Origin of the sequence: Paracoccus bogoriensis, from assembly GCF_019431455.1 — a bacterium.
Lineage (GTDB): Bacteria > Pseudomonadota > Alphaproteobacteria > Rhodobacterales > Rhodobacteraceae > Paracoccus > Paracoccus bogoriensis.
In genome coordinates this window covers 1-4,002 of the sequence record NZ_JAHYSR010000046.1, presented here as the reverse complement: position 1 = coordinate 4,002, position 4,002 = coordinate 1, and the positions used below count along the sequence as shown (strand labels likewise).

General features: G+C 69.8%; 5 protein-coding genes. All 5 read right to left on the bottom strand.

Annotation, left to right across the window (positions count from 1 at the left end):
- Positions 1–133: 133 nt before the first annotated feature.
- The gene (locus tag KY389_RS14940; RefSeq protein WP_219831763.1) at positions 134–763 is read right to left on the bottom strand and encodes a hypothetical protein; all 630 of its coding nucleotides are present in this window, start codon (positions 761–763) and stop codon (positions 134–136) included.
- A gap of 176 nt (positions 764–939) precedes the next feature.
- Entirely contained in the window at positions 940–1,284 is a 345-nt protein-coding gene (locus tag KY389_RS14935) for a DUF2190 family protein (protein ID WP_219831762.1), read from the bottom strand.
- A 3-nt stretch (positions 1,285–1,287) separates the two neighbouring features.
- Positions 1,288–1,497, bottom strand: coding sequence for a phage head-tail joining protein (locus tag KY389_RS14930; protein ID WP_219831761.1), 210 nt, complete (start codon positions 1,495–1,497; stop codon positions 1,288–1,290).
- A complete protein-coding gene (locus KY389_RS14925) occupies positions 1,497–3,440 on the bottom strand; it encodes a prohead protease/major capsid protein fusion protein (RefSeq protein ID WP_246588175.1) in 1,944 nt (647 codons plus the stop codon). The genes KY389_RS14930 and KY389_RS14925 overlap by 1 nt, the downstream gene beginning before the upstream one ends.
- Positions 3,433–4,002, bottom strand: a 570-nt coding sequence (locus tag KY389_RS14920) for a phage portal protein (protein ID WP_219831760.1), incomplete at its 5' end; no start/stop codon positions are given. The genes KY389_RS14925 and KY389_RS14920, both read right to left, overlap by 8 nt.

Sequence of the window (4,002 nt, the reverse complement as noted above, 5' to 3'; positions counted from 1 at the left end):
CCCCCGCAACCAGAATTCTGAAAAAATACAGCCTCTTAAGAGCCTCCCGATCGGGAGGCCTTTTGCGTTCCGCGCCGTGTCAACACTGTGTCAACAAGACGCTGGCGCCCCGTGTCAGCAGATGGCACCCGACTCAAGGACGGGCAACCGGCACGTAGAGGAACCGGAACTCCCCGAAGGCCCCATCGATGCGGGAATAGTCGGCCCACGTCATCCGGTATTCGCCCTTGAGGTTGATCGCCGTTTCCCGGCCCCGCTTGGTGCCCGCCCCCGTGTGCGGGGCCCAGTCGAGCAGACCGGTGACCGAACGTCCCTCGCGCAACGCGAAGGCGGCATCGCATGTGCTCAGCCCCCGAGGTCCGCGCCAGTAGGCCGGGTCGTTGGTGAGGGCGAGCACGGCAGCGGACGCGGTGGGACGCGCCGCCAGAAACTGCTCCATGCGCCAGACGTCCTTCAGGACGTCATAGCGCCGAATGTCCTGGGCGCCCTGTGGCTTCAGCGAGAATGGCTCGCCATCGACGTCGTAGTCGACGCGCTGGCACAGGTACTTCAGTTCCAGTGCCATCGCCTGTTCGCCATTCCTGATCAGGATGTCGATGGCGGCATTGCTCGGGCGGGCGAGCGGGTATTCGAGGCGCACCTGTAGATCCGGGTGCAGTTCCCGGATGTGCCACGCCAGTTCGTGCTGCAGGTCGGCCTCAGAGTGAAAGACGGGCCGACGCGCGGCGAGGTCGATGAGCAGGTGAGGGATGTCGAGGTCCAATCGGCGCTCCAACATTGCCGTGGGGTATCCGGAGCGCCGACGCTCTTTCCATTCTTTACTGAATGGCTCCGTCCATCTCAACAAGCAGACGGCCCGACAATGCTCCACGACTGTGTTCAAGACTGGAACACCCCCTCGGGATCAGGGGTCTGAGCCTGCAACGCCTGTTCCGGGGATCACGCTGCCGCCGTCGCCACCCCGTCCAGCCGCACCGCGACGCTGGTGATGCCGTTCCCGGCGGCCTCGGTGGCGATGCCGACGGGGAAGCGCCCAGCGCCGGTCGTGTTGACCTGCTTCGCCGTGTTGTCCCAGGCGACCCGCGCGCCGAATGCCAACACCGCCGCACTCGCCTTCGGCAGCCTGTAGACGCCGGTGGTGGCCAGTTCGAGGGGATCGCCCTCGGCGGCCGAGTAGGCGGCGATGCCGAAGATGTTGCCGACGATCAGCCCCTCGCCCGAGGCGATGCCGCCTGCGGGTGCGGGCACGGTGATGACGTGGCCGTTCTGGATGTCGGTCTTCATGGATTACAGCCCTTTCGAGGATTGGATGCGGACCACGGAGACACGCCCCGCGGCGCCCGCGATCTGCCGGTTGAGGTCCGCGAGCGCGGCGGCCATCTCGCCGTCGCTCGCGTAGGTGATCCGCTTGCCGTCGTATTCGACGGTGCGGACGCCCCGGTACCGCGAGGCCATCAGGGCGTCCCGCCAGGCGGTGAGCTGGGCGAGGTCGGCCATCACGCGCCCGGGTTCATGAACCAGCCGCGGTGGTCGATGAAGCCCGCGCCGAAATCGAGGATCACCCGGATCTCTACCCCGTCCACGTCCCAGCCCGAGCGGCTCTCGACCTGCGGGCCCTCGGCGCCCCAGAGATACGCGAACTCCAGCCCGTCGATCTCGCCCGGATCGGCGGGGACATACCAACGGGTGGCCGAGGACAGGCGCGGCTCGACCACCAGCGACAGCGACCCGGAGAACGGGTTCACATCCGCGGCCGTGGCGGGGGCGATGCTGGCCAGCCACTTCTCGGCCGTGGTCTCCAGCGCAGGCGGGACGAGCAGGTTGCGCGGCGTCACGCGGATCGTGCGATCCTCGATGCCCTTCTGCGTGCGCAGCGCCAGCCGGGCGGCCGAGAGCGTCGCGTCGGAGATCGCCGCACCGGTGCCCGCCTTGTTGCCATGGTCTGCGTGGAACAGCCTCTTGCCGTCGGACATCGTCGGGCCGTTGCCGCTGCCCGCCTCGAGGAGGGTGACGAGGATCCGCGCCTCGGTCTCGGCCGCGGCCTGGCCCATGCGGCGGGCGAGGTCCGCGAAGGCGCCGAGGTCGTCGTTGACCAGCACCTGCCGGGTGATGCCGATCTTCCGCGCCCAGGTCTCGACCTTGTAGGCCTCCCGCGCCTCGGCCATGGTCCCGGCCTTGATCTCGCCGTGCTCGTTCAGCTTCTCCAGCAGCGGGGCCTCGCCCAGCATGATCTTGTTCACCGCGCGGAAGTCGCGCGCCGTGGTCTGGCGGCCCAGGCGGCGGATGCCCGAGGGCGCGGCCTGGTAGGCGTCGCGCAGAACGCGGCCCACCGTGTCCCCGAGGATGATCGGGAAGTCCGAGGTCTTGTGCAGCGCGCGGGTGACGAGGCTCGCGGGCGACAGCGCCATGGTGGACTCGCCGCGCAGCGTCAGCAGTTCCTTCGCCATGTCCACCGGCGTGGCATAGGCATAGCGGCGGGCGGGCTCGCTCAGCTCGTGGCGCGGATTGATGCGGGCGTAGAGCGCCTCGCCCATCTGCCGGGCGCGCAGGGCCGGGTCGTCCTGGCTCTCGCCCATCTCGACGCGGACCTGCTCGGTGCGGATCGGGGGCGCGCTGCGCTTGGCCAGCGCGTCGAAGGCTGCGCGGCGAGCGGTGTCGGGATCGGCGCCTCCGTCGATCTGGCCGTCGATCCAGGACTGATCGAGCCCGGCGATCCGGGCGATGGAGCGGATCTCGGCGTTCGCCTCGGCGCGGGTTTGTGCATCGTTCCGGTCGGGAACGGTGCTCGCGTGAGCGCCAGCTGCGTTGCTGGTGTCAACGGACCGGCCGCGGGGCTGCGCCTCGGGCGGGGCCGGGATGGTGGTCGTCTCGGTCATCTCTGTCTCCATGCGGATATGGGCGCCGGGGTCGGCGGGTGTCGGCACCAGGGAAATCTCGTGAGGGGTCCAGCGCACGGCCGTCAGCACGCGCGCGCCGTTCTCGGTGGTCTCGGCCCACTCCTCGACGGAGTAGCCGACCGAGACGTGCCGCAGGATGCCCGCCAGCACGTCCTGCCAGATGGGCTCCACCTCGGGTCGGGCCGAGAACTGGATGAGCGCGGTGCCGCGCTTTCCGTCCACGGCGGCGCTGCGGACGGAGCCCAGCACGTCGCGGACGGCGGTCTGGCGGTGCGCGTCCAGCACGCTGGCGCCTTCGAGGCGCGAGAGGTCCACCGCCTCGGGCGCGAGGCTCAGACGCTCGATGTAGGGCCCAGCCATGTCGCGGCGGCGCACGGGCGCGCCGGTGGACCAGATCACCTCGACGGTGCGGGCGTCGTGATCGGCGGTGGCGGGCGCCAGCGTCGCGCGGCGGGTGAGAAAACCGTTCCGGTCCTGGACGGTTTCTGCCGACCGGCCCGGTGGCGTCCTGGTCGTGGAATGCGCGATGCTGGTCTCAGCCATCGGCGGGCTCCGTCTGCTGCGCCGCCGCCGTCTGGCCGAAGGCGAGCCCCAGCCCCTCCGCGCGCGCGCGGTCGGCCGCGATCTCGGCATCCACCTGTTCGGCGTCGTAACCCCGCTCGGAGATCGCCTGGGACCGGCTCTTGAGACCCGCGCCGATGGCCATGATCTCGGCCTGCACGTCCTTCATCGGATCGACGTAGTCGAACTTCGGCGGCAGCCATTCGCACCCCAGATAGGCGTCCGCGTTCCGGTCGAAGTCCCGCGCGGGCAGATCGCCGGTCAGCACCACCAGCCGCACGAACCGCTCCCACACCGGGCGGCAGAAGAGGTGCACCACCACGTTGTGCTGGAGTTGCTCGACCCGGCGGCGGAACTCGATGAGACCGGCGCGGATCGAGGAATAGGTGACGCCCTCCAGGTCGCCCGAGACCAGCTCGTAGGGCAGCCCCAGCCCCGCCGCGACGGCACGCAGGTGGTTCTTCACAAAGGGCGCGTAGGCGTCGTGCTCGGTGGGGTTCGAGAAGCGGATGTCGGTGCCGGGCGGCAGCGGGATCAGGCTGCC